This window comes from Pseudomonas sp. NFPP12 (assembly GCF_900103205.1).
Classification (GTDB): Bacteria; Pseudomonadota; Gammaproteobacteria; order Pseudomonadales; family Pseudomonadaceae; genus Aquipseudomonas; species Aquipseudomonas protegens.
This window is the reverse complement of sequence record NZ_FMWW01000001.1, coordinates 181,780-206,006: the sequence shown is the minus strand read 5'-3', so window position 1 is coordinate 206,006 and position 24,227 is coordinate 181,780. Positions and strand designations below refer to the sequence as shown.

The window sequence follows — 24,227 nt, the reverse complement described above, 5'->3', positions numbered from 1 at the left end:
CACCATGAATGCTGCCACCGAAACCAAAGTTCACGATTTGCTCGATGCCGAGGGCCGCGATGTCCGCGATGCCCGTGAACTGCGCAACGTGCTGGGGCAGTTTGCTACCGGTGTGACCGTGATCACCACCCGCACCGCTGACGGCCGCAACGTCGGCGTGACGGCCAACTCGTTCTCCTCACTGTCGCTGTCACCGGCGCTGGTGCTCTGGAGCCTGGCACGCACGGCACCGAGCCTGAAGGCCTTTTGCTCGGCGAGCCACTTCGCCATCAACGTACTGGGCGCGCACCAGCACCACCTGTCGGAGCAGTTCGCACGGGCAGCAGCCGACAAGTTCGCCGGTGTAGCTCATTCCTATGGCAAGGCGGGAGCCCCGGTGCTGGACGATGTGGTGGCAGTGCTGGTGTGCCGCAACGTCACCCAGTACGAGGGCGGTGACCACCTGATCTTCATTGGCGAGATCGAACAATACCGCTACAGCGGCGCAGAACCGCTGGTCTTTCATGCAGGCCAGTACCGGGGTCTAGGGAGCAATAGAGCAGAAAGCGTCCTCAAGCACGAATAGCCTGGCTCATGTGATCTTTTACCGGGAAGGGTCACTGATCCAGGTGCCCCTGGATGTGGCAGCAGCTCGACCTCAGTGGCTCGCTCGCAGCGCCTCAGCGAACAACCAGCCCGACCGGCCAAGCGCCCGCGACAGCTGTTTGTAGTTTCCCTCCTCCTCCTCCTCCTCCTCCTCCTCCTCCTCCTCCTCCTCCTCTGAAGTCGATCCGACACCCACGCCAGGACATGAATAATCACTATTGGGTTTGTGCCCAATGAAAAAGCCCTTGTAGTACGTTTTTTTCGAATGCCTTAGGCCCTTGAAGCCTGGCCATCCCAGCGCGAGGCTTGCCCAGGCGCTGCTGATTGAGGCTCAGAAAATGCATTTGATAATCATTTGCAATCAAGGATAGAATCCCGCCCCCTCGTCTGATCCCGCCTTGAATGATCGCCGCCGTGTCTTATCTCAGCGATAAACTCGAGCTCTACCTTTCCCACCGTACCGCGCTGGTCGACTATTCGGCGCCCATTGTCGGTTGTCGGGCTCAAGCCGAAGAAGTGGTCCAGGAGGCCTGGCTGCGCTTCTGCGGCCAGGCCGATAGTGCCGCCCAGCCGAGCAACCCGGTGGGCTACCTGTACCGCATCGTGCGCAACCTGTCCTTTGACCTGCTGCGGCGCTCGACCCTGGAAAATCGTCATCCCGATGGCGCCGATCTGCTGAACGAGCTGCCCTCGAGTACGCCATCACCGGAGCATCAGGCGCTGCACAGCGACCAGTTGCGCCTGCTGCAAGATGCGCTGGCACTGCTGCCGGAGCGCACGCGCCGGGCCTTCCACATGCACCGCCTGCAACACCTGACCTTCCAGGAAATTGCCGCTGAGCTGAAGATCTCCTCCAGCTTGGCGCACCAGCTGGTGCGTGACGCACTGACCCACTGTGCGGAGCACCTGGCCGATGACTGATACCCCCTTGCCTCAACCTGTATCCGGTTCACTGAAGGACGACCCCGTGTGGCAGGCGGCGATGGATTGGCTGCTGCAATGCCATGCAGCGCCGGATGACGCCTTGCTGCAACAGGCCCATGCGCGCTGGCTGGCCGCTGACGAGCGCCATGCTGTCGCCTGGCGCAAGGCCGAGAAAGTCTGGTTGCTCAGTGGCGGCCTGGCGCCGCTGGAACCACCCGTGCCCCAGCCTTTGCCCACCCCGCTCCGGGCTCGGCGCAACAGGCCGCGGCGGGCACTGAAGGCGCTTGCACTGGCGGCCTGCCTGCTGTTGCTGGCCGGGCCGACACCACCGACCGCCCATACCAGCCCAGCCGGCGAGCACCGACAAGTGCTCTTGAGTGACGGCAGCCGTATTGAACTGGGCAGCGACAGCGCTATTCGAGTGGACTTCGAACCCGGTACGCGGGCGGTCACCCTGCTCAGGGGGCAGGCGTTCTTCGAGGTCAGCCACGATGCCTCGCGCCCGTTCACGGTGCAGGCTGCGGACGTCAAGGTCAGGGTCATAGGTACTGCATTCGACGTGGACCTCAGCCGCACCGCCGTGGTGGTAGCCGTGCAGAGCGGCGCTGTCCAGGTTCGCGATGGGCGCGGCGAACTCGCGGTGCCGGCCCTGGGCCCGGGCGATAGCCTTCGCCTTGGCCTGGACCAGGGCCCGCCGCAGCGCGGTCGGCTATTGCCTGGCCAGGTTGCCCCCTGGCGCCAGTGGCAGTTGCTGGTCAATGACCGGCCACTCTCCGAGGTGGTTGAAGCGCTGCAGGACTATTACCCCGGTGTACTGCTATTGACGGACCCTGCTCTGGGCGAGCGGCGCATCACCGCTTCGCTGAACCTGCGCTCGCCAGTCAGCGCACTGCAACTGGCGATCGCTCCGTTGGGTGGGCATCTGCGGCAATGGGGCCCCTACCTCACGCTGATCCGCAAAGAGCCGCAAGTGCCGGCAAAACAATAAATTTCAAAATTTTCTGGAAGTTCTCGATCGCCGTTCGTTTATTGCCCCGCTGAGTTAATCATAATTATTCTCATTAGCATGTGCGTATTGTTCGCACTGAACGGGGAGTTCACCAGAGCATGTCCATTTTCCCCCAACAGGGACTACAGGGTTGCCGACGCAGTGCGCGGCTGTTGTGGCTGTCAGTGGGGCTGGCGGTGTCCCTGCCGGCCTTGGCCAGTGACCATCGGACACGGCATAGCATCGACATCGCACGCCAGCCGTTAAGCACGGCGCTAATGGCGCTGGCACAGCAGACCGGCCTGCAGATCAGCGTCGAGAGCCAACTGCTGCTCAACCTGAACGCTCCGGCGGTGCAGGGCGAACTGAGCGCCGAGCAGGCGCTGGCGAAACTGCTCAAGGGCAGCCAGCTGGAGTGGATCTACATCGGTGACGACGCGCTGATGGTGCAACGGGCGACTCGCCCGCGTACCGACCCGGTCCGCCTGGGCAATACCAAGGTGCCTGGCGAGTTGTCGCTGCCCCAGGGTGAAACCCGAGTGGACCGCGCGACGATCGAAGCAATGCCGGCGGGCAATGGCGACATCACCAGCCTGTTGCGCAGCCATCCCAACGTGCAGTTCGACGACGCTCAGCTGAGCAGCAAGACCCCTGGCGAAATCGGCCCGGCCAACATCAGCATCAACGGGGCGCAGTTCTACCAGAATGCCTTCCTGGTCGATGGCATCAACATGAACAATGACATCGATCCGGCCGAATACCGGGTGCAATTGCTGGACGCGGTACCGGGGCGCAGCCAGGGCCTGGCACTGGACACCGACCTGCTGGAGAACATCACGGTCCTGGACAGCAACGTGCCAGCGGCCTATGGCGGCTTCAACGGTGGCGTCATCGATGCACAGACCCGTGCACCGACCCAGGCGCTGCACGGCAAATTCTCGGTGCAGACCACCCGTTCCGCCTGGACCCAATATCACGTCGACGAAAGCGAAGAACAGCGCATGGAAAACTCGGGCTCTCCCGACGAGCAGCCCAAGTTCGACAAGGTCACCGTTCGTGGCACGCTGCAGGGCCACCTGACCGACAATTTCGGCCTGCTTGGCAGCTTCAGCCAGAAGCGCTCGACCATCCCCCTGGGTTTCTACTCCTACAACAATGTCGAGGAGATGGGCTTTCACGAGGAGAAGCAGCAACGGCGCATCGACAACTACTTCCTCAAGTCGGTATGGAAAGCCAGCGATCAACTCACTGTTGAGACCAGCGTGACCCATGCCCCCGAGGAGAGTCACTACTTCCGTGCCAACGTGGCCAACTCGGGTTATGACAACAAGGCCGGCGGCACCCAAGTGAACCTGCGCACCGTCTGGGATGGCGACCTGGCGCGCGTCGAACAGAACCTGGCGTGGAGCGGCCAGGAACAGAGCCGCCAATCCGACTCTGCCGACTACTGGACCTGGCGCAAGTCGGCCACCAAGGACTGGGGCATCGGCAACAAGGCCACCTCCAATACCCTTGAAGGCGGTTGGGGTGATATCGAGCAGCAGCAGCGTACCTGGCAGTACAAGCTCAATGCCGACTGGCGCAGCGTCGACTGGCTGGGCATGACTCACCGCCCGCAGACCGGCCTGGAGTTCTCCCGCCAGTACGTGCGCTACGAGCGCCTGACCGACAGCAGCACCTATGTCGCCCCCGCGGCCACCACTACCTGCACCAACGGCGCCGGGGTTACCGACAGCGTCGCCTGCAACATCGGCCAGACCCTGAACGGCTGGGCGGGCCAGTACATGAAAAGCCGTACCCGCTATGCCACTGGCGAATTCGACTTCACCACCACCTCCTGGGGCAGCTGGCTGCAGGACGAGATCACCCTCGGCCAACTGACCTTGCGCCCGGGCGTGCGCGTGGACAGCGACGACTACATGGACAAGACCACCTGGGCGCCGCGCTTCTCCCTGGAATATGACCTGTTCGGTGACCGCACCACCTTGCTCAATGCCGGCGTCAACCGTTACTACGGGCGCAGCGTCAGCAGCTGGCAGCTGCAGGACGGGCGCAACCGCCTGCGCTTCAACGAAACCCGCGACAGCCTGGACAAACCCTGGGTGGTCAAATCCAACGCGGCCAACCAGGTGCGCTTCAATCAGCTGGACATCCCCTACGACGACGAGCTGATGCTGGGCGTGGTGCAGCAATGGGCCGGGGTCGAATATGCCCTCAAGTATGTCAATCGCAAGGGACGCGACCAGGTGGTTCAGGTGTCCGGCAAGACCTTGGGCGAGCCCTCCACGGACCCGACGCTGGCGAGCAACTACACCACCTACACCAACGACGGCAAGAGCGAGACCGACACCTACACCCTGACGGTGACACCGTTGCAGCGCTGGACACTGCTGGGCACCCAGACCGGCGGGCAACTGGCGCTCAACTGGACCGACAGCAAGGCCTCCGCACCGACCTACGTCGCCGCCGAGAACCTGTACTACCAGAACAGTGTCATCCAGTACCAGGGCAGCTTCATCAATTATGACGACCGCCCGGCCAGCAACTTCAACCGGCCCTGGACGGCCCGCCTGACGACCATCACCGAGATCCCCCAGGCCAATCTGCAGTGGAGCAACTTCTGGCGCTACCGCGCCGGCTACAAGCGCATTGGCGACACGGGGCGCAATGTGGACTACATGGGGACCTCGGTGGATGTCTGGGAGGAACAGAAATTCCAGGCGGCTCTGACCTGGGACACGCGCCTGGGCTGGCGTATTCCCACCGCCAGGGACCAGAACGTGTTCATCAATGTCGACGTGTTCAACGTGCTCGACAAGAAGTCGGTCAATGCCAACCAGACGGTCAACAGCAACTCGGTCTCGACCTATGAGGTGGGCCGCCAGTACTGGCTCGAAGTCGGATACGCGTTCTGAAATGCGCCGGTCCCTGAAGAGCCTGCAGGTCATGCTCGGCATGGTGCTGGTGATTGGCCCGCAGCACGTGCTGGCCTGCGCCACGAGCGAACCGTCTTGCCTGCGCGAGTTGTACAGCCGGCCCCCCGCGCAGTGGCCGGCGCCGCAGGTGGATGCCGGCGTGGCCTGGCAAGAGCTGGGCCCCTTGCCCGAGCGGGCGCCGTCCCCGGCGTACAACCCCTACACACAGCAGAAGGCCGATCTGGGCCACCGGCTGTTCTTCGACCCGCGCCTGTCGCGTTCGGGGCAGATTGCCTGCGCCTCCTGCCATGAACCGGACCTGGGGTTCGCCGATGGGCGTCGGGTTTCGTTCGGGCATGACCGTGCCGCGGGCCGGCGCAATGCACCGAGCCTGGTGGCCAGCGGCCTGGCCAAGAAGCTGTTCTGGGACGGGCGCGCCGACAGCCTGGAGATGCAGGCCCTGATGCCGGTCGTCGACCCCAAGGAGATGGCCTTCAGTGTCGCGGAACTGGTGGCCCGGCTGCGTGACACCACGGACTACCCGGCACAGTTCGCCCAGGTATTTCCCGGACAGGCGCTGGGTGCCGAGCAAGTGGCGGCGGCATTGGCGACTTATCAGCGTGGCCTGCTGCGGGTTGCCCAACGCACCCCCTTCGAGCGTTTTCTACGGGGACAGGCGAAGGCGCTCAGCGACCAGCAATTGCAGGGGCTGCACCTGTTTCGCACCAAGGCACGCTGCATGAACTGCCACTTCGGCCCGGGGATGCAGGACGACCGCTTCCACAATGCAGGCCTGACCTTCTATGGGCGCCTGCGCGAAGACCTCGGGCGCTATGAAGTCACCGGGCTGGCGCAGGATGTCGGGCGCATGCGCACACCTTCACTGCGGCTGGTGAGCCATACCGGCCCCTGGTTTCACAACGGGCTGGCCAGCAGCCTCGATCAGGTGCTGTTGTTCTACAACGCAGGCATGCCCAGGCCCGTACCCAAGGAGGGGCAGCTGCAAGACCCGCTGTTTCCCGTGACGTCAGCGCAATTGAAGGTATTGGAGCTGGACCGGACCGAACTGAAGGCACTGAAGGCTTTCCTGGAAGCCCTATGAGAGGTTGGCCGCGGCGGCTGCACATCGGTGTGCCCACACAGAGCCAGCGCCAGGGACTTGATCACCTCCTGCCCGCTGCGGATACCGCTGTCGAGCCAGACTTCGAGGCGCTGGGCAACAGGTGCCTGGCGGCGGCGGGCCGGCGGCTGGCGATCTAAAGAGTTCGTAAAGACTGCCCGCCCGCCCCTCCCGGCACCTGGCAAATGCGCTTCAATAGCCTGCAAGCCAAGCCTGAAGCTCCCGGAGAAGCCCATGAGCAAAGTCGCCCGCTATCTGCAGGTCGAAGACATCCTCCTGGCGGTCAATGTCACGAACAAGCAGCGCCTGTTCGAGCAGGTCGGCCAGCACCTGCAAGAGACCCGGCAACTGCCGGCGGATTGGGTGGCCGCCAGCCTGTGGCGCCGGGAGCTGGCCGCCAGTACCGCCATCGGTGAAGGGGTGGCGGTGCCCCACGCGCGGCTCGCCGAGCTCGATCGCATTCATGCGCTGTACCTGCGGCCGCAGACCGCCATGGCCTTTGCCGCCCCGGACCAGCAGCCGGTCAGCGATATCCTGGTGCTGCTGGTGCCCGCTCCCGCCGATCAGCAGCACCTGGACCTGCTGGCCGACACCGCCCGGCTGTTTACCAACCCGCGGTTTCGCCAGGCCCTGCTGCGCTGTACTGCACCGATGCAGGTCAAACAGCTGTTCGATCACTGGTAGCTTGACCCAGACACCTGCTCCAGCACGCAATACCCATTTGCCGCTCCCCCGCGGCAAATGGGATAGCCCAAGCCCCACCGATCACCTTCCGGCACAAGATTTCATCTATTGGCGGTTAGCCGGCTCATCCATTAACGTTCATTACACTTCGCGCAGCCCAGCGCTTGAGGGGGTGCCTGCCCTGCCGCCGCGCCGCTCTCCATATTCCCGTTGAACTCACTCACTGATTGCTCAATTAGAGAGAATATGAACAAGCCACAGCTGCTGCCTGTAGCCACTGGCGGCCGGTGTCCTCACAGGGACGAAGGTACCGGTCGAAAATCCTCTGGGCACCTGTCTCTTCTGTCGCTTGCCCGCTCGTCCCTGAACCTGATCTGCATCGCAGCCCTCGCCAGCTGCGCCGTGGGGCCGGATTTCAGCCGCCCGGAACTGAGCCGGGACGCCGGCTACAGCGCCACGCCCCTGCCGCCCGGCACCGTCACGGCGGGGGTCGCCGCCGGTGGCGCGGCGCAGCGACTGGTGAACGGCATGGACATTCCCGGGCAGTGGTGGAGGCTGTTCCGCTCGCCGCAACTCGATGCCCTGGTGCAGGAAGCGCTGCAGGCCAACCCGGATATCGACGCCGCCCAGGCCGCGCTGCGCCAGGCCAATGAACTGCTGTACGCCGAACAGGCGTCGCTGTTTCCCTCCCTCAGCGCCTCGGCCTCGAAAACCCGCGAGAAGGTGTCCGCCGCCAGCGCCCTGGGCTCCAGCGGCGGTGCGGCAGCGGCCGGGGGCTCTGCGGCGCAGATCTTCACGGTCAACTCGGCGTCCCTGAGTGTGTCCTACGCCCCCGACGTGTTTGGCGGCACCCGCCGGCAGATCGAGGCCAGCGGTGCCCAGGCCGACTACCAGCGCTACCAGCTGGAGGCGACCTACCTGACCCTGACCGCCAACCTGGTGAACACCGCCATCAGCCTGGCCTCGATCCGTGACCAGATCGCCGCCACCGAAACCGTGATTCGCCTGCAGAGCGACCAGCTCGACCTGCTGCAGGCCCAGCGTCGACTGGGTGCCATCGGCGACAGCGATCTGCTGACCCAGCAAGCGACCCTGGCCCAGACCCGCGCCACCCTGCCGCCCTTGCAGAAACAGCTGGCCCAGGCCCGCAACCAGTTGCAGGCCTACCTGGGTCGCTTCCCCAGCCAGGACCGTGGCGAACACTTCCAGCTGGCCTCCCTGCACCTGCCCGAGGAACTGCCCCTGAGCCTGCCTTCGGCCATCGTCGAGCAGCGGCCCGACGTGCGTTCCGCCGAGGCCCAGTTGCATCAGGCCAGCGCCGATATCGGCGTGGCCATCGCCAACCAGTTGCCGCAGTTCAGCATTACCGGTTCCCTGGGCTCCACGGCGCTGGCGGGCACCAAACTGTTTTCCTCCGGCACCGGGGTCTGGAGCCTGGCCGGCTCCATCGCCCAGCCGTTGTTCGACGCCGGCGCCCTGGAGCATCGCAAGCGCGCCGCGGTGGCCGCCTATGACCAGGCCGCAGCGCGCTATCGCGGCACGGTGATCACCGCCTTCCAGGACGTAGCCAATGCCCTGCGTGCCCTGCAGGCCGACGCCGAGGCCCTGCAACAACAAGTGCTGGCCGAGACCGCCGCGCGCCAGAGCCTGGACCTGGCCCAGGCCCAGTACCGCCTGGGCGCGGTGGGCTACCTGAACCTGCTGACTGCGCAGCAGACCTACCAGAACGCGATTGTCAGCCGGGTGCGGGCCCAGGCCGCCCGCTATAGCGACACCACGGCGCTGTTCCAGGCCCTGGGGGGCGGCTGGTGGCAGCGCCAGGATGTCGACCCCGACAGCCTCGGCAGCCCCGATCGTTTCGGCTGGCCGTCGCTCAAGGAGATGTACCCGCCGCCCGCGGCCCAGCACCGCGAACAGGCTCAAGCCGGCCAGCCGGGCCGGCTCCAGGGGCCGGCAGCCGCCGCGCCGTCCACTCGACCTGCACCCTTGCCTTAAGTGAGATCCGCCATGGCCGATGTCCACTCCAGCCCCTCCCCTGCGCACCCCGGCACGGTCCCCCAGGCGCCGCGCAAGCGCCGGCTGCTGCGGCCGATGCTGATCATGCTCGGCGTGGTGCTGCTGATCGTCGCGGTGATCGGCGGGGTCAAGTTCGCGCAGATCTCCAAGCTGATCGCCCAGGCCAAGGTGCCCCTGCCGCCCGCGGTGGTTACCGCCATCAAGGCCCAGTACGAAGAGTGGCAGCCCAGCGTCTCCGCGGTGGGCTCGATGAAGACCGTGCGCGGGGTGGACGTGACCACCGAGGTCGGCGGCATCGTGCGCAGCATCGGCTTCAAGCCCGGCCAGGAAGTAGCCGCCGGCGACCTGCTGGTGCAGTTGAATGCCGACTCCGACATCGCCCAGTTGCATTCCCTGGAAGCCACCGCGGCCCTGGCCGGCACGGTGCTCAAGCGCGACCGGGCGCAACTGAAGGTGAGCGCGGTGTCCCAGGCCCTGGTCGAGGCCGACGAAGCCGACCTCAAGGCCAAGCTGGCCGCTGCCGAACAGCAGCGCGCGCTGGTGGCGAAGAAGAGCATCCGCGCGCCCTTTGCCGGGCGCATCGGCATCACCGCGGTCAACCCCGGGCAATACCTCAACCCGGGGGACAAGATCGCCAACCTGCAGACCTTCGACCCGATCTACATCGACTTCAACGTGCCCCAGGCCCAGGTGCAGCAGGTGGCCCTGGGCCAGAGCGTCACGGTCAGCGCCGACGGCCTGCCCAAACAGACGTTCACCGGCCGGGTCAGCTCCATCGACACCCAGTTCGACCCCAACACCCGCAACGTCACGGTGGAAGCCACCATCGACAACCCCAAGCGCAGCCTGGTGCCCGGCATGTTCGCCCGGGCCGTGGTGGCCTCCGGCGGCACCCAGCGTTACCTGACCCTGCCCCAGACCGCGGTCACCTATAACCCCTACGGCACCACGGTGTTCATCGCCAGCCAGAAGAACAACGACCAGGGCGACGCAGTGCTCACCGCGCAGCAGACCTTCATCGAAACCGGCCCCAACCGTGGCGACCAGGTGGCGGTGCTGTCAGGGGTCAAGGAAGGCGACCTGGTGATCACCAGCGGCCAGATGAAACTCAAAAACGGCTCGCCGGTGAAAGTCGACAACAGCCACGCGCCGCGCAACGATCCTTCGCCGACGCCGCAAGAGCACTAGGGCCCGCCATGAACTTCACCGATACCTTTATCAAGCGTCCGGTCTGGGCCGTGGTGGTCTCGCTGTTCATCCTGATCCTGGGCCTGCGCTCGATCTTCGAGCTGCCGGTGAACCAGTGGCCGCGCACGGAAAACACCGTGGTCACCATCAGCACCTATTACTACGGGGCCGACGCCGCCACCGTGGCCGGCTTCATTACCCAGCCCCTGGAGGCCGCCATCGCCCAGGCCCAGGGCATCGACTATCTGTCGTCCACCAGCATCACCGGGCTCTCCACCATTACCGCGACCCTGCGCCTGAACTACGACTCCAGCAAGGCGCTGACCGAGATCAACACCCAGGTCAACTCGGTGAAGAACCAGTTGCCGGCCCAGTCCCAGGAACCGGTGCTGACGGTAGCGGTGGGCCAGACCACCGACGCCATGTACCTGGGGTTCTACAGCGACACCCTGGCCACCAACAACATCACCGACTACCTGGTGCGGGTGGTCAAGCCCAAGCTCGATTCCCTGGAAGGCGTGCAGACCGCAGAGATCCTCGGCGGCCGCCAGTTCGCCCTGCGGGCCTGGCTCGACCCGGACAAGCTGGCGGCCCACAACGTCACCGCCCAGGACGTGGCCACGGCTCTGGGCAACAACAACTACCTGTCCGCCGTGGGCTCCACCAAGGGGCAGATGATCACCGTGGACCTCACCGCCGGCACCGACCTGCACACGGTGGACGAATTCAAGCGCCTGGTGGTCAAGCACAACGGCGACGCCCTGGTGTACCTGGAGGACCTGGGCAACGTCACCCTGGGGGCGGAAAACTACGACAGCAGCGTGGCTTTCTCCGGCAAGCGCTCGGTGTTCATCGGCATCAAGGCAGCGCCCACCGCCAACATCCTCAACGTCGCCGACAACGTGCGCAAAGCCTTCCCCGAACTGCAATCGCAACTGCCGGCCGGGGTGCGCGGCGAGATCGTCTACGACTCCACGGCCTTCATCAACACCTCGATCTTCGAGGTGGTGAAGACCCTGGTGGAAGCCATGATCATCGTCTCGGTGGTGATCTACCTGTTCCTCGGCTCGTTCCGTGCGGTGATCGTGCCGCTGGTGGCGATCCCGCTGTCGCTGGTGGGCACCTTCTTCGTCATGTACCTGCTGGGTTATTCCATCAACCTGCTGACCCTGCTGGCCCTGGTGCTGGCCATCGGTCTTGTGGTGGACGACGCCATCATCGTGGTGGAAAACGTCGACCGGCATATCAAGGAGCAAGGCCGCGGCGTACTGGAGGCGGCGCTGCTGGCGGCCCGCGAGCTGGGCGGCCCGATCATCGCCATGACCGTGGTGCTGATCGCCGCCTACGTGCCCATCGGCCTGCGCAGCGGCCTGACCGGGGCGCTGTTCAAGGAGTTCTGTTTTTCCCTGGCCGGCGCAGTGACGGTGTCGGCGGTGATCGCCCTGACCCTGTCGCCAATGATGACCTCGCGGCTGTTCAAGAGCGGCCAGGAGGAAGGCCGGTTCGCCAAGCGCCTGGACCGCTACTTCGACTGGCTGCGGGGGCGCTACCACCGGGTGCTGGCGGCCGGGCTGGATAGCTGGCCGGTGCTGGTGACCTTCGGCTTCCTGCTGTTCGTGCTGGTGGCCGCCAGTGGCCTGACCGCCAAGAGCGAGCTGTCGCCCACCGAGGACCAGGGTCTGGTGTTCATGCAGATCAAGGGCGCGCCCACCGCCTCGCCGCAGCAGATGGAGTGGATTGCCGACCAGGCGTTCCAGATCGCCAACAAGGAGCCCGAGTACCTGCAGATGTTCCAGCTCACCGGCCTGCCCTCGCTGAACCAGGGCCTGGGCGGGGTGCTGCTCAAGTCCTGGGAGGATCGTGACCGCTCCCAGGCGCAGTTGATCCTCGACCTGCAACAGAAGTGGAACCAGGTGCCCGGCGCCACCATCGCCGCCTTCCCCCTGCCCTCGCTGCCCGGCGCCCAGGGCCTGCCGGTGCAGTTCGTGATCAGCACCACCGAGTCGGTGGCCAACCTCAACGAGGTGGCCCAGGCGGTACTGGCCGAGGCCACCAAGCAGCAGCTGTTCTGGTTTTCCGACCTGGACCTCAAGCTCGACAAGCCCCAGGCCAAGCTGGTGGTGGACCGGGAAAAGATCGCCGCCCTGGGCATGACCCAGGCCGACGTCGGCGCCGCGCTCTCGGCGGCCCTGGGGGGCAACTATGTGAACTACTTTTCCACCGCCGGGCGCTCCTACAAGGTGATCCCCCAGGTGCTGCAGGTGGACCGGCTGAACCCCGAACAGATCCTCGACTACTACATCCGTACCCCGTCGGGGGCGATGATTGCAGCGCGCACCGTGGCCCATATCGAAACCTCCACCGAGCCTGAGTCGGTCAACCACTTCCAGCAGCTCAACTCGGCGACCCTGTCCGGGGTCAGCGGCGTGTCCCAGGGCGAGTTGCTGGCCCGGCTCAAGGGCATTCTGGAACAGGTGGCGCCGTCCGGTTACTCCAGCGACTACGCCGGCGAATCACGGCAGTTCATCCAGGAATCGGGGGGGTTCGTCGGCCTGCTGCTGTTCTCGATCCTGATCGTCTACCTGGCCCTGGCGTTCCAGTTCGAGAGCTACCGCGACCCGGTGGTGATCCTGTTCTCGGTGCCGCCGGCGCTGTTCGGCGCCCTGGCCTTCATCACCATGGGGTTCGCCTCGATCAACGTCTACACCCAGGTCGGGCTGGTGACGCTGCTGGGGCTGATCACCAAGCACGGGATCCTCATCGTGCAGTTCGCCAACCAATTGCAGCGCGCCGGACACAATAAGCGCGAAGCCATCGAAGAAGCCGCCGCGGTGCGCCTGCGGCCGATCCTGATGACCACCGCGGCCATGGTCCTGGGGGTGGTGCCGCTGGTCTGGGCTTCCGGCGCCGGCGCGGCGGGCCGCCACGACATGGGCCTGGTGATCTTTGCCGGGCTGTCCATCGGCACCCTGCTGACCCTGTTCATGGTGCCGGCCATGTACCTGTTCATTGGCAGTACGCACTCTGCCGCAAGCATCGAGAACCCGGGGGCGCAGGCGGATGCCGGAGCTTCCGACAGCGCCTGAACCCCTGCTCGATCGAAACCGCCGGGTATCAGGCCGGCACGCCCAGGATGATGTGGGACGCCTTGATCACCGCCGTGGCGCTGACGCCCGGGGCCAGGCCCAGTTCGGTCACCGCATCGCGGGTGACGATGGAATACACCTGGCTGCCGCCGCTGAGCTCCAGCACCACTTCGGCGTTGACCGTACCATCGGTGACGCTGATCACCTTGCCCTGCAGGCAGTTGCGAGCGGACAGGCGGATGCCCTCGGCATCGGTCATGAGCATCACCCAGGGTGCCTTGACCAGGGCCAGGGCCTCGGTGCCCGGGGCGATGCCCAGGCTACGCAGGCTTTGCAGGGTCACCACCGCCACCAGTTGCTCGCCGCCCTCCAGGGACAGCACCACCTCGGCGTTGACCGAACCCTCTTCCACCTGGCTGACCCGGCCTTTGAACACGTTGCGTGCACTGACTTTCATGTTGCATTCCTTTTGTTGACTGCGGGGTTAGGATCGCCCGGCATGATCCGGGCGCACGTTGTGGAGAAACAACCATAGCGCCCGCCACCCAAAGCCGGATATTTCTCGCAGGCCCCGGGTCAATCCTGCTCTTGCAGGTGTTCGATAAAGGTCGTGCCGCTATAGCGCTCGCGAAACAGCCCCGCCTCCACCAGCATCGGTATCACCTGTTCCAGGAAAATGTGCATCGAACGAATCGCCCCCCCCGGCGCGGCGATAAAGCCGTCCATGGCGCCGGCCTCGGCCCATTCCACGATCTGTGCAAATGCATCTTCGGCGGTGCCTATCACTTGCCAGTGGGCCGCGGAAATCACTTCCGGGCGCAGCAGCAGTTCGTCCAGGCGCAGGGTTTCGCGCTCGATCAACCGCCGCAGCAGGTTGGTGTGGGTACGGCTGCCGGGGTTGTGCACCGGGGCCGGCAGGTCGGCGGCGCTCACCGGGCGGTCCAGGGGCCAGTCGCTTAAATCGAGGCCGATCATCTGCTGGATCGAGGCGAACTTGCGCGCGTTGTCCGGGCGCCCGTGGGTTTGCATGAACAGCTCGCGGGCCTGTTCCCGGGTCGGCGCCAGGTACAGGCTCAGGCCCGGCAGCAGGCGGATGTCCTCGGGGCGGCGGCCGTGGCGCCGGGCCCGTTGCGAGAGGTCGCGACGCAGTTCCAGGGCCGCATCCTTGTCCGGGGTCGGGGCGAACACCAGGTCGGCCACCGAGGCGGCAAAGTCGCGACCGGTGTCCGAGGCGCCGGCCTGGACCAGGGGAATCCGTGCCTTGCCGAACGCCGGCAGGTTGAGCGGGCCGCGCACCCGGAAGTGCTCGCCGGCATGGTCCACCGGGTGCACCTGGCTGCGATCGGCGTAACGGCCGTTCTCCCGGTCCAGTAGCAGCGCCTGGTTGGGGTAGCTGGCCCACAGGTCGTGCACCAGGCGGGTGAACTCTGCCGCCCGGGCATAGCGCTCATCCGCGCCGGGCATGGCCTCCAGGCCGAAGTTCTCGTGGCCCTGCAAGGCGGTGACGATGTTCCAGCCGGCGCGGCCGTTGCTCACCCAATGCAGCGACTGCAACTGGCGCGCCACCACATAGGGCGGGAAGAAGGTGGTGGAAACGGTGGACACCAGGCCGATGCGGGACGTCTCCCGGGCGATGCACGCCAGCAGCACCGTGGGATCGAGGCTGGCGAAACCCGAGCCGCTTTCCAGGCCGTCCATGTTCAGGCAACTGACGTCGGGGCGGAACACGAAATCCAGGTGCGCGGCCTCGGAACGCTTGGCGATGTCCACGGCGAAGTCGGCGCTGTAGATGCCTTCGATATTGCTGTCGGGCTGGCGCCAGGCATCGCCACTGAGCCAGGTGGGGGCCAGGGACATGCCGATATGCAGGCGTTTGCGGTTACTCATCTGTTGCCAATCTCCTGTGTACGAATGAACGCCGGCAGCGCCTCGGAGGGCGGCCGGCGACGGGTTCCCGGGGGCCTCAGAACGCCCCTTTGACGCCGATGCCCAGGGTCCGTGGCTGGGTCATGCTGGCCTCGATGCCGCCGATGCCGCGGTTCTGCTGCATGTAGGTGGGCGAGCGGTCGTCGAAGACGTTCTTGACGTAGCCGTAGAGCTGCACCTGGTCGTTGAAGCGGTAGCTCATGCGCGCATCGGTCAGGGTGTAGGGCTTGATCGAATAGGCCGAGGTGTTGGCGGTATCCGAGTAGTAGCCGTCCAGGTAGCGCACCTGGGCATTGAGGTTCAGGCGCTCGGTGATGTCCCAGCTGGGGCCGAAGCTCAGGGTGTAGCCCGGCGAGCGGGCAAACTCGTTGTGGGCGTAGTCGGCGTTGCTGGAAATCTTGTCGATGCGGGTGCGCAAGGTACCGGCGCTGGCCTTGAGCCGCAGGTTGTCCAGCAGGCGATAGTCCAGATCCAGCTCCAGGCCATAGGCGTGGGCCTTCTCGGCGTTGATGGTGTAGGACTGTGCCACCCCCGGCGAAATCACCACCGGGATGTTGTACTGGGCGTCCTTGAAATCCATGTAGAACAGGTTGGTGTTGATCAGCAGGCGGTCGTCGAGAAAGCTCGCGCGGCTGAACAGCTCATAGTTCCAGATCGACTCTTCCTTGAAATAGGCCCATTGCCGGGTCGTCAGGTTCAGCGACACACCGCCCGGGTTGTAGCCCCGGCTGACCAGGCCACCGACGGTCCAGTGCGGGGTGGCGGCGTAGGCCAGGGAAACCTTGGGCAGCACGGTGGAGAAGGTCTTGTCGTAGTTCAGCGCGCCGGGAGCCAGCACCGAGTTGCCCGTGCGCTCGATGTGGTCCTGCTGGTAGCGCAGGCCGGTGCTCAGGGTCCACAGGTCGGTGAGCCGGTAGTTGAGCTCGCCGAAGATCCCCAGGTTGGTCTTGGTGTCGTCGAAGGCCGAACGCCCCCGCAGGTTGAGGGTTTCGTCGGTGCGGGTGCGGGCGTAGTAGATCCCGCCCATGCCACTGAGCAGGTCCTCTTTCTCACCGAAGGTCAGGCGCGACTCGTTGGAGGCGTTCTTCTGGTGGATGTCGGCATCGCCCTCGCCCGCCGCCCCGGTCACCCGGTGCACCGACGACAGCGAATACTGCGCCTGGTTGAACAGCTTGAGGCCATTACCCAGCTCATAGGAGACGTCGAGGATGCTGGTGTTGGTGTCCTGTTCCCAGGACGGCATGGTGGTGGAGCTGTGCTCCAGCTTGTGGAACGGCGCCGAGGCGGCTTCCTGGGTCGGGCGGTTGCTGTCGTTGTGGGCGAAGGTGAACTGGCTTTCCAGCCCTGGAATGTCGGTGGGCAACCACAGCAGCTTGGCCCGGGCATTGAGGTTGCGAAAATCCTGGTCGGTCTTGCCGCCCTGGAACTTCGGGTTGTCGTAGTCGATGAAGGTGTCGCGGGCCGAATAGTCCACTGCCAGGCGCCCGGCAAAGTCCTGGGCCAGGGGCCCGGACACCGCCACCGAACTGCGCCGCGAGTGGTAGCTGCCGATCTCCGCCTGGTAGGCCGCCTCGGGGGTGAAGGTCGGGTTCTTGGTGTTGACGATGATCGCCCCGGCAATCGCATTGGCGCCCTGGGAGGTGGTCTGCGGGCCGCGGAACACCTCGATGCTGTCCAGGTCCCAGACCGAGGTCGCGCCGAAGAACATCTCGTTGTAGTTCAGGTAGTGGCCGTCCAGGTTGATGGTGGCCCGCGGCACCGTACCGCCCCAGAACACGTTCTGCCCGTTGTTCGGGCCCTGGGTGTCCTGGCCGCGGATGATCGGCGCGCCCACCGAATCGGTGTAGATCACGTTGGGGCTGCCGTTGATGACCTCCGACACCGACGCATCGCCGGTCTTGTTCTGGTCGATATCGCGGTCGGTGATGATCGACACCGAGGAGGCGGTGTCCTTCAGCTCGCGGTCGAGTTTCTCACCGGTGACCACCAGCGATTCCAGGGCCAGGCTGGCTTTCCCTGGCTTGTCCGGCTGCCTGCTGTCCTCGGCCATCAGCGGCGGGCTCGCCAGCAGGGTGGACAAGGTGAGAACGCCAATACCGTGACTGAATGTGCGGTGCGTAAGGGCCATCAAAACTTCCTTCCAAATGAGAATGATCCTCTTTCACGATTAGGCTATCACGCTGCCATGACATTCCTCAATACGGAATACATTCTGCAAATTGGAATGATCTACACTTTTGGCCCGGGCGCATTCCCCCGTCCCAGGCAGGCGGTGGAACCGGTATCATGGCCGCCGCTAGCGCCAGCGCCGCGCAGGCCGTAGCCTGCGTACCCCACGCGGCCAGACATTGGTGAGGAGACCCAGCCGTTGAACAGTTCGCAGCCCCCGTTGGACGAGACCCTGGATGCACCGCCGGAAAAACGTTCCGGGGTGATCCAGTCGGTGTCGATCGCCGCGCGTTTTCTCAACACCCTGGCCAATGCCGAGGGCGAGCTGGCCCTGGGGGAAGTGGCCCGGCGCACCGGCACGGGTGGCTCCACCGCCCACCGCTACCTGCAAAGCCTGGTCAAGGAAGGGCTGGCCAAGCAGGACCCGCTCAGTGGCCTGTACGACCTGGGCCCGGCGGCCCTGAGCATCGGCATTGGCGCGCTCAAGCGCATCGATGCGGTGGACATCGCCGCCCAGCGCATGAAAGCCCTGGCCCAGCGGCATGCCGCCAGCGGGGGCGTGGCGATCTGGACCGACCGCGGGCCGACCCTGGTGCGCTGGTACCGCAGCGCCTATTTCTCCATCAACCCCCTGGCCCTGGGGGACATCCTGCCCATCGACAACACCGCCTGCGGCCTGGTGTTCCAGGCCTTTCTGCCCAAGGCCGTGATCGACGCGGCGCGCAAGCAGCAGCCGGCGCATTTTCGCGGCACCCCGCCCAGTGCCGCGGTGCTCGACGAGGTACGACGCCGGCATTGGGCCGAACTCACCAGCCACCTGCTGTCCAACGTCACCGGGCAGGCCGCGCCGGTATTCGACGCCCAGCAGGAGATCGTCTGCGTGATGACCACAGTCACTGACCTGGGACAATTGCAGGCCCCGCAAGACCGCGATGCGCTGTTCCATGAAGCGGCCCAGGTCAATCAGGCCACCGGTGGCCAGCGCGTGCCCCAGGAAGCGTTGCCGGCGCGCCCCTGAGCCGTGGCTTCAGGCCGGGGCGATCCGGCCCTTGGGCACCATCAACGGCGTGCCGCTGACCGGGTCGCGGATGATCACCGAGGCCAGGCCGAACACCTGCTCCACCAGGGCCTCGGTGAAGATCGCCGCCGGCGCGCCCTGGGCGACGATGGCGCCGTCGCGCAGGGCGATCAGATGGCTGGCATAGCGGCAGGCCTGGTTCAAGTCATGCAGCACCGCGACGATGGTCCGGCCCTGGCGGTTGAGCTCGGCCAAAAGCTCCAGCAGCTCGATCTGATGGACGATATCCAGGTAGGTGGTGGGCTCGTCCAGCAGCAGGATCGGCGTTTCCTGGGCCAGCACCATGGCGATCCACACCCGCTGGCGCTGGCCGCCGGACAACTCGTCCAGCAAGCGTTCGGCCAGCGCCTCGACCCGGGTCGCGGCCATCGCCCCGCGCACCGCCTGCTCATCCTCCTTCGACCACTGGCGCAGCAACGACTGGTGCGGATAGCGCCCGCGCGCCACCAGTTCGGCAACGCTGATGCCATCCGGCGCCATGGCGCTTTGCGGCAGCAGGCCCAGGCGCCGGGCCACTTCCCGGGCCGGCAGTTGGCGGATGTCCTTGCCATCGAGCACCACCCGCCCTTCGGCCGGTGCCAGTAGCCGGGACAACGCCGCCAGCAAGGTGGATTTGCCACAGGCGTTGGGCCCGACAATGACCGTGAACGAGCCGTCGGGAATGCTCAGGGACAGGCCCTGGGAAATGATTCGCGCGTCGTGGCGCAAGGTCACGGCATCGGCGTGCAAACGGTGAGTCATGGCGGGGTTTTCCTTGGGAGACAAGCGCTTGCAGTATTGCAATTGCGGAATGGATTCTACAATATGGAACGCATTGCATGAGAAGCATTATCATATGGTTCTGCTGTTCAGGCCCCTGCGCCCCACCCTTTACCGTCCGATGGATCGATGATGAACCCACGCCTTTGCGCCCGGCTGCTCAGTGCAGCGGTCCTGGCCCTGAGCTGCCAGCTGGCCCTCGGGGCAAGCACCACCCCCACCCGTATCGTCTCCACCAGCCCCAGCGTCACCGGGATCCTGCTGGCCATGGATGCGCCGCTGGTGGCCAGCGCCGCCACCACCCCCAGCCGCCTCACCGATGAGCGCGGGTTCTTTTCCCAGTGGGCAGAAGTGGCCAGGCAGCGCGGCGTGGCGGTGCTGTACCGCAACCTGCAATTCGATATCGAAGCGGTGATCGCCGCTGACCCGGACCTGCTGGTGGTGTCCGCCACCGGCGCCGACAGCGTGGTCGCCCACCGCAGCGAGCTGCAGGCCCAGGGCCTGGAGACCCTGGTGGTGGACTACTCGAACCAGAGCTGGCAAGACATCGCCACCGCCCTGGGCCAGCGCACCGGCCTGGAGCAACAGGCCCGGGCGGCGATCCAGCGCTTCGACCAGTACACCGCGCAAACCGCCGCCCGCATCACCCCGCCCCCGGGGCCGGTGAGCGTGGTGGGCTACAACATTGCCGGCAGCTATTCCATCGGCCGCCTGAACAGCCCCCAGGCCCGGCTGCTCGGCGCTCTTGGCTTCAAGGTCGCGGAGCTGCCCGAGGCGCTGGCGGGCAAGGTCACCCGGGCGTCGGACTTCCAGTTCATCTCCCGGGAAAACCTGCCGGCGGCGATCACCGGTGACAGCGTGTTCCTGCTCAGCGCCACCGACGGCGACGTGCAGGCGTTCCTCGCCGACCCGGTGCTGGCCAACCTGCCAGCGGTGATCAACCGGCGGGTGTATGCCCTGGGCCCGAGTTCGTTTCGCATCGACTATTACTCGGGACGGCAGATGATCGATGCCGTCGCCGCGCACTTTCGCTAAGCCATGAACCTCGTTGCCCAGCCCCTGGCCCGACCGCTGTCGCGCCCTCACCACCGCACCTGGGGCCTGCTGGCCGGGCTGCTGCTGTTGCTGGTGCTGGCCCTGCTGAGCCTGGCCATCGGCTCCCGGACGATCCCCCTGAGCGTGACCTGGCAAGCGTTGCAGGCACCCGACCTGCACAATGACCAGCACCTGATCCTGCGTGAACTGCGCCTGCCCCGGACCCTGATCGCCCTGCTGGCCGGCCTCGCCCTGGGGGGGGCCGGCGCGGTGATGCAGGCGGTGACTCGCAACCCGCTGGCCGAACCGGGCCTGTTGGGCATCAATGCCGGCGCCGCCGTGGCGGTGATCGGCGGCGTGGCGCTGCTGCACTTGACCAGCCTGGCCGAGTACCTGTGGCTGGCGTTCGGCGGCGCCGGGCTGGCGGGAGTGGTGGTGTTCCTGCTGGGGCAGGCCCATGAGACCGGGACCAACCCGGTGCGCCTGGTGCTGGCCGGCGCCGGACTGTCGGTGATGCTGACTTCACTGACCGGGATCATCGTGCTCAACAGCCCGCCCGAGGTCTTCGATCACTTTCGCCACTGGGCCGCGGGCTCGCTGTCCGGCAGCGGCTTCGCCCTGCTGCAGGTTCCGGCCCTGGCCATCGCGCTGGGCCTGGCCCTGGCCCTGGGGATCGCCGCCCAGCTCAACGCCCTGGCCCTGGGCCAGGACCTGGGGCGCGCCCTGGGAGTGAACCTGCGCCTGACCTGGCTACTGGCCTGCCTGGCGGTGATGCTGCTGGCCGGTGCCGCCACCGCCGTGGCCGGGCCGATCGGTTTTGTCGGGCTGGTGGCGCCCCATCTGGCGCGGATGCTGGTGGGCACCGACTACCGCTGGATCCTGCCCTACTCGGCGCTACTGGCCGCCGGCCTGCTGCTGGGGGCCGACGTGCTCGGCCGGGTGGTGGCAGCGCCGGAAGAAATCGCCGCCGGCATCATCAGCCTGCTGCTGGGTGGGCCGTGCTTCATCGTACTGGTCAGGCGCTTTCGCCTGAGCCGCCTGTGAAGGGGCTCAAGGCCCTGCGCCTGGGCTCGCTCTCGCTGCGCTGGCAACCGCGTACGTCCCTGGTCTGCGCCGTGCTGCTGGTGGCGATGCTGCTGCTCTGGGCGCTGCTGTTGGGTACCGGCAGCCTGTCACTGGGCCCGGAACAGGTGCTGGCCAACCTGCTGGGCCAGGGCCAGGACCCCACCGCCCAGCGGGTGCTGCAACGCGTGCGCCTGCCCCGGGCCCTGACCGCGACCCTGGTGGGCGCGGCACTGGGCATGGCCGGGGCGATCTTCCAGTCGATCTCGCGCAATGCCCTGGGCTCGCCGGACGTGATCGGCTTCACCACCGGCGCCGCCAGTGGCGCCATCGTGCAGATCATGCTGTTCGATGCCGGCCCCCTGGCCACGTCCCTGGCGGCAGTGGCGGCCGGCCTGGGCACCGCCCTGCTGGTGTTGCTGCTGGCGCGAAACGGCCACAGCAGCGGGGGTTATCGCCTGGTGCTGGTGGGCATCGGCGTGGGCGCCAGCCTGTCCGGCCTGAACAGCATCCTGCTGGTCAGCGGTAACCTCGACCAGGCGATGTTCGCCCAACTGTGGCTGGCCGGCTCGCTGAACACCCGCACCTGGTCCCATGTACTGCCGGCGGCCCTGGGCCTGCTGCTGATCGCCCCGATCGCCCTGTACCACGCACGGCGCATCAACCTGCTGGAAATGGGCGACGCCACCGCCAGCCAACTGGGGGTCGCGGTGGAGCGCACCCGATTGATCATGGTCCTGGCCGCCGTCGGCCTCACTGCCATCGCCACCGCCGCTGCCGGGCCCATCGCCTTTATCGCCCTGGCCGGCCCGCAACTGGCCCGGCGCCTGACCCGCAGCGCCGACGTGCCGCTGGGGTCGGGCGCGCTGATGGGCGCGGTATTGCTCCTGGCCGCAGACCTGCTGAGCCAGCGCCTGGCGTTCCACGCCAACCTGCCCATCGGCCTGATGACCGGCCTGCTGGGAAGCTTCTACCTGTTGTGGTTGCTGGGTCGCAGCCGGCGGGTTTGAGGGCTCCACAATTGGGGCCGGGACACTACTGCGCCACCTTGCGAAACCTCAAGTGGCGCGCCACGCTGCTGGTCAGCACCGCGCCTTGCTCGGCAAAGCTGAGCACCCCCAGTTCCCCGGCGCTGAAACGCTCAGCGGTCAGGGGCTGCATCGGGTAGGTGTACAGGCCGATGCGTACATAAAGCTTGCCTTGCCGGGCATGGACCTTGAGCTGTCCGGGGCTGGTTTCTAGGGTATAGAGGCCGACGTAGGGGCGGATATCATCGGGCTTCCAGGGCGGGGCCAGGGCATAGGTCGAGGCCGGGTTGTTGAGCGCGATCCGCCCTCCCGAGGTCGCCGCGAGGTAGATCGGGGTGCCGTCGTTGTCCGCCACCAGCACCTCATCGCTCTGCCGGGTCAGCGGCAGGACGTCGGGGAAGGTTTCCAGGCTCCAACCCTTGCCGCTGCGCCGCAGCTGCAACTGATGGCCGCCATCGTCCAGGTAGGTGCCGGCCACCAGCGTTTTCAGCGAGGCCTTGGGCAGCGCCCGGATGCTCGGGGGTGGCGGCGGAATGTCCGCTTCCCCGGACGGCGCCGGCGAGCCCAGCAGGGTATCGAGCAACTGGCGGCCGCGCTCCGAGGCACGGCCGTCATCGCTGTTGCACAGCACCACCGTGGCCACATCGAGCTTGGGGTACCAGGCCACGTCGGTGTTGAAACCGGCCCAGCCGCCGCTGTGGGACAGCTCTTGCAGCCCGCGATAGCTGCGGTTGGCAAGGCCCATGCCGTAATAGCCGGGATCACCGTCGTTCAGGGGCTCGGTCTGGCGCATGTTCTCCACCAGCGCCTTGCCCCCGACCCGCCCGGTGGACAGGTTGCGCAACCACCGCATCAGGTCCACCACATTGCTGTGCACCTGGCCGTCGCCGGTCTGCTCCCAGCGCGCATCCACCGCCACCTGGGCCTTGCCCTGCCCGCCCGGTTCATAGCCCCGGGCCAGGTTCGGCAACTGCACCGGGTACTGATCGACGATGCTTGAGTGATCCATGCCCAGGGGCAAAAAGATGTTCGCCCGGGAGTAGTGTTTCAGCGACAGGCCGCTGGCTCGCTCGACGATGCTCGACAGCAGGACGTAGCCGCTGTTGCTGTAGCTGAATTCGCTGCCGGGCGGGAACATCAGGCTGTTCTGGCGCACCAGCAGGTCCAGGGCCTGTTGCTGGGTAAAGCGCTGGCTCAGGGGAGTCCCCGCCAGTTCGGCCAGCAGCATGTAGTCCTGCAGCCCTGAGGTGTGGTGCAACAGGTGACGGATCCTGATGCCCTGGGCATAGGCCGGCAGCTCCGGCAGAAAGCGCCGCACCGGGTCCTCCAGGCTCAAGCGCCCCTGGGCTTGCAGTTGGAGGATGGCAAAGCCGGTGAACTGCTTGGACACCGACGCCAGGTTGAACAGGGTATCGGCCTGGATCGCCGCTCCGGTGGCCAGGTCGGCGGCGCCATAGCCTGCGCTCCAGATCACTTTGCCGCCGCGCATCACCCCGGCGGCGCAGCCGGGCTGGTCGGCCGAAATATCCTCGAACACCTTGGAAAATGGCGCTGGTCCATCGGCACGAACCAGAGAGGCCGCCCCCAGGGTCGAGATCAGCACGGCGGTCAACAGTCTACGCATGGGGTTCTCCAGTCACGTCGGTCCTTGGCGCTCCGGCGGA

18 protein-coding genes are annotated in these 24,227 nt (G+C 66.1%); 13 read left to right on the top strand and 5 right to left on the bottom strand.

Annotated elements, in window-relative coordinates:
* The first annotated feature begins 4 nt into the window (after positions 1 to 4).
* From BLS75_RS00835 to BLS75_RS00795, 9 genes are all read left to right on the top strand, one after another.
* Positions 5 to 565 carry a flavin reductase family protein gene (locus BLS75_RS00835; protein ID WP_053152433.1) on the top strand — a complete coding sequence of 187 codons (561 nt, stop codon included), beginning with the start codon at positions 5 to 7 and terminating at the stop codon, positions 563 to 565.
* A gap of 422 nt (positions 566 to 987) precedes the next feature.
* The gene (locus tag BLS75_RS00830) at positions 988 to 1,506 is read left to right on the top strand and encodes a sigma-70 family RNA polymerase sigma factor (RefSeq protein ID WP_011061887.1); all 519 of its coding nucleotides are present in this window, start codon (positions 988 to 990) and stop codon (positions 1,504 to 1,506) included.
* Positions 1,499 to 2,497, top strand: coding sequence for a FecR family protein (locus tag BLS75_RS00825; RefSeq protein WP_220803148.1), 999 nt, complete (start codon positions 1,499 to 1,501; stop codon positions 2,495 to 2,497). The genes BLS75_RS00830 and BLS75_RS00825 overlap by 8 nt, the downstream gene beginning before the upstream one ends.
* Positions 2,498 to 2,616: 119 nt before the next feature.
* The gene (locus BLS75_RS00820; protein ID WP_072450000.1) at positions 2,617 to 5,412 is read left to right on the top strand and encodes a TonB-dependent receptor; all 2,796 of its coding nucleotides are present in this window, start codon (positions 2,617 to 2,619) and stop codon (positions 5,410 to 5,412) included.
* 1 nt (position 5,413) lies between these two features.
* Complete coding sequence (locus BLS75_RS00815) at positions 5,414 to 6,514, top strand: cytochrome-c peroxidase (protein WP_072449998.1); 1,101 nt, start codon at positions 5,414 to 5,416, stop codon at positions 6,512 to 6,514.
* Positions 6,515 to 6,766: 252 nt separating this feature from the next.
* Positions 6,767 to 7,216, top strand: coding sequence for a PTS sugar transporter subunit IIA (locus BLS75_RS00810; protein ID WP_015636047.1), 450 nt, complete (start codon positions 6,767 to 6,769; stop codon positions 7,214 to 7,216).
* Positions 7,217 to 7,462: 246 nt separating this feature from the next.
* On the top strand, positions 7,463 to 9,211 hold the full coding sequence (locus BLS75_RS00805; RefSeq protein WP_143031402.1) for an efflux transporter outer membrane subunit: 1,749 nt from the start codon (positions 7,463 to 7,465) through the stop codon (positions 9,209 to 9,211).
* Positions 9,212 to 9,223: 12 nt separating this feature from the next.
* Positions 9,224 to 10,420, top strand: a complete 1,197-nt coding sequence (locus tag BLS75_RS00800) for an efflux RND transporter periplasmic adaptor subunit (protein WP_072449996.1) — start codon at positions 9,224 to 9,226, stop codon at positions 10,418 to 10,420.
* Between the two features lie 8 nt (positions 10,421 to 10,428).
* Positions 10,429 to 13,506 carry an efflux RND transporter permease subunit gene (locus BLS75_RS00795; RefSeq protein ID WP_011061894.1) on the top strand — a complete coding sequence of 1,026 codons (3,078 nt, stop codon included), beginning with the start codon at positions 10,429 to 10,431 and terminating at the stop codon, positions 13,504 to 13,506.
* A gap of 28 nt (positions 13,507 to 13,534) precedes the next feature.
* Here the strand turns inward: BLS75_RS00795 and BLS75_RS00790 are convergent, their stop codons facing one another.
* The 3 genes from BLS75_RS00790 to BLS75_RS00780 form a co-directional block, all read right to left on the bottom strand.
* Complete coding sequence (locus BLS75_RS00790; RefSeq protein ID WP_072449994.1) at positions 13,535 to 13,963, bottom strand: TOBE domain-containing protein; 429 nt, start codon at positions 13,961 to 13,963, stop codon at positions 13,535 to 13,537.
* A 119-nt stretch (positions 13,964 to 14,082) separates the two neighbouring features.
* Positions 14,083 to 15,393: an NtaA/DmoA family FMN-dependent monooxygenase gene (locus BLS75_RS00785; protein ID WP_072449992.1), complete on the bottom strand. Its 1,311-nt coding sequence runs from the start codon at positions 15,391 to 15,393 to the stop codon at positions 14,083 to 14,085.
* Positions 15,394 to 15,469: 76 nt separating this feature from the next.
* Entirely contained in the window at positions 15,470 to 17,563 is a 2,094-nt protein-coding gene (locus tag BLS75_RS00780; protein WP_092214704.1) for a TonB-dependent receptor, read from the bottom strand.
* A 270-nt stretch (positions 17,564 to 17,833) separates the two neighbouring features.
* On the opposite strand from BLS75_RS00780, the gene BLS75_RS00775 reads away from it, so the two are divergent.
* Positions 17,834 to 18,619: an IclR family transcriptional regulator gene (locus tag BLS75_RS00775; RefSeq protein WP_169893601.1), complete on the top strand. Its 786-nt coding sequence runs from the start codon at positions 17,834 to 17,836 to the stop codon at positions 18,617 to 18,619.
* Between the two features lie 9 nt (positions 18,620 to 18,628).
* Here BLS75_RS00775 and BLS75_RS00770 read toward each other — a convergent pair whose 3' ends face one another.
* Complete coding sequence (locus tag BLS75_RS00770; protein ID WP_072449988.1) at positions 18,629 to 19,420, bottom strand: ABC transporter ATP-binding protein; 792 nt, start codon at positions 19,418 to 19,420, stop codon at positions 18,629 to 18,631.
* A 147-nt stretch (positions 19,421 to 19,567) separates the two neighbouring features.
* Here BLS75_RS00770 and fepB point away from each other — a divergent pair, with 147 nt between their 5' ends.
* From fepB to BLS75_RS00755, 3 genes are read left to right on the top strand one after another with little or no spacing between them, the layout of a single operon-like run.
* The gene (fepB, locus tag BLS75_RS00765; protein WP_011061900.1) at positions 19,568 to 20,473 is read left to right on the top strand and encodes a Fe2+-enterobactin ABC transporter substrate-binding protein; all 906 of its coding nucleotides are present in this window, start codon (positions 19,568 to 19,570) and stop codon (positions 20,471 to 20,473) included.
* A gap of 3 nt (positions 20,474 to 20,476) precedes the next feature.
* A complete protein-coding gene (locus BLS75_RS00760; RefSeq protein ID WP_072449987.1) occupies positions 20,477 to 21,517 on the top strand; it encodes a FecCD family ABC transporter permease in 1,041 nt (346 codons plus the stop codon).
* Entirely contained in the window at positions 21,514 to 22,545 is a 1,032-nt protein-coding gene (locus tag BLS75_RS00755) for a FecCD family ABC transporter permease (protein ID WP_072449985.1), read from the top strand. Before BLS75_RS00760 ends, BLS75_RS00755 begins: the two co-directional genes overlap by 4 nt.
* A 25-nt stretch (positions 22,546 to 22,570) precedes the next feature.
* Here the strand turns inward: BLS75_RS00755 and BLS75_RS00750 are convergent, their stop codons facing one another.
* Positions 22,571 to 24,187 (bottom strand): serine hydrolase domain-containing protein, encoded by a 1,617-nt coding sequence (locus BLS75_RS00750; protein WP_072449984.1) that lies wholly within the window; start codon positions 24,185 to 24,187, stop codon positions 22,571 to 22,573.
* Positions 24,188 to 24,227 lie beyond the last annotated feature (40 nt).

Bases quoted from the DNA above. Each gene is read 5' to 3' on its own strand.
- BLS75_RS00800 (WP_072449996.1), top strand. From the start codon at position 9,224: ATGGCCGATGTCCACTCCAGCCCCTCCCCTGCGCACCCCGGCACGGTC.
- BLS75_RS00770 (WP_072449988.1), bottom strand. From the start codon at position 19,420: ATGACTCACCGTTTGCACGCCGATGCCGTGACCTTGCGCCACGACGCG.
- BLS75_RS00795 (WP_011061894.1), top strand. From the start codon at position 10,429: ATGAACTTCACCGATACCTTTATCAAGCGTCCGGTCTGGGCCGTGGTG.
- BLS75_RS00750 (WP_072449984.1), bottom strand. From the start codon at position 24,187: ATGCGTAGACTGTTGACCGCCGTGCTGATCTCGACCCTGGGGGCGGCC.
- BLS75_RS00825 (WP_220803148.1), top strand. From the start codon at position 1,499: ATGACTGATACCCCCTTGCCTCAACCTGTATCCGGTTCACTGAAGGAC.
- BLS75_RS00830 (WP_011061887.1), top strand. From the start codon at position 988: ATGATCGCCGCCGTGTCTTATCTCAGCGATAAACTCGAGCTCTACCTT.
- fepB (WP_011061900.1), top strand. From the start codon at position 19,568: ATGATGAACCCACGCCTTTGCGCCCGGCTGCTCAGTGCAGCGGTCCTG.
- BLS75_RS00785 (WP_072449992.1), bottom strand. From the start codon at position 15,393: ATGAGTAACCGCAAACGCCTGCATATCGGCATGTCCCTGGCCCCCACC.
- BLS75_RS00790 (WP_072449994.1), bottom strand. From the start codon at position 13,963: ATGAAAGTCAGTGCACGCAACGTGTTCAAAGGCCGGGTCAGCCAGGTG.
- BLS75_RS00760 (WP_072449987.1), top strand. From the start codon at position 20,477: ATGAACCTCGTTGCCCAGCCCCTGGCCCGACCGCTGTCGCGCCCTCAC.
- BLS75_RS00810 (WP_015636047.1), top strand. From the start codon at position 6,767: ATGAGCAAAGTCGCCCGCTATCTGCAGGTCGAAGACATCCTCCTGGCG.
- BLS75_RS00805 (WP_143031402.1), top strand. From the start codon at position 7,463: ATGAACAAGCCACAGCTGCTGCCTGTAGCCACTGGCGGCCGGTGTCCT.
- BLS75_RS00835 (WP_053152433.1), top strand. From the start codon at position 5: ATGAATGCTGCCACCGAAACCAAAGTTCACGATTTGCTCGATGCCGAG.
- BLS75_RS00820 (WP_072450000.1), top strand. From the start codon at position 2,617: ATGTCCATTTTCCCCCAACAGGGACTACAGGGTTGCCGACGCAGTGCG.
- BLS75_RS00815 (WP_072449998.1), top strand. From the start codon at position 5,414: ATGCGCCGGTCCCTGAAGAGCCTGCAGGTCATGCTCGGCATGGTGCTG.